The organism is Streptomyces sp. DH12, from assembly GCF_020873895.1.
In the GTDB taxonomy this organism is placed as follows: domain Bacteria; phylum Actinomycetota; class Actinomycetes; order Streptomycetales; family Streptomycetaceae; genus Streptomyces.
This window is the reverse complement of sequence record NZ_JAHWGT010000772.1, coordinates 1-491: the sequence shown is the minus strand read 5'-3', so window position 1 is coordinate 491 and position 491 is coordinate 1. Positions and strand designations below refer to the sequence as shown.

Sequence of the window (491 nt, the reverse complement as noted above, 5' to 3'; positions counted from 1 at the left end):
ATCGAGCACGACTCGATGGGTGAGGTGAAGGTCCCCGCGGGCGCCAAGTGGCGCGCCCAGACCCAGCGGGCGGTGGAGAACTTCCCCATCTCCGGGCAGCGCCTGGAGCGCGCCCACATCGAGGCGCTGGCCCGCGTCAAGGGCGCCGCGGCCAAGGTGAACGCCCGGCTCGGGGTGCTGGACGAGGACGTGGCCGAGGCGATCCAGGAGGCGGCCGCGGAGGTCGCCGAGGGCCGGTGGGACGCGCACTTCCCGGTGGACGTGTTCCAGACCGGGTCGGGGACCTCGTCCAACATGAACGCCAACGAGGTGATCGCCACCCTCGCCACCGAGCGACTGGGCCGGGACGTCCACCCCAACGACCACGTCAACGCCTCGCAGTCGTCCAACGACGTCTTCCCCTCGTCACTGCACAGCGCCGCCACCGCCGCGGTCACCCGGGACCTGATCCCGGCCCTGGAGCACCTCGCGGCCGCCCTGGAGCGCAAGGC

1 protein-coding gene is annotated in these 491 nt (G+C 72.5%); it reads left to right on the top strand.

Annotated features, from left to right (window positions below):
* The coding region (locus LPA54_RS36985) for a lyase family protein (protein ID WP_267487986.1) at positions 1–491 on the top strand (491 nt) is incomplete at both ends.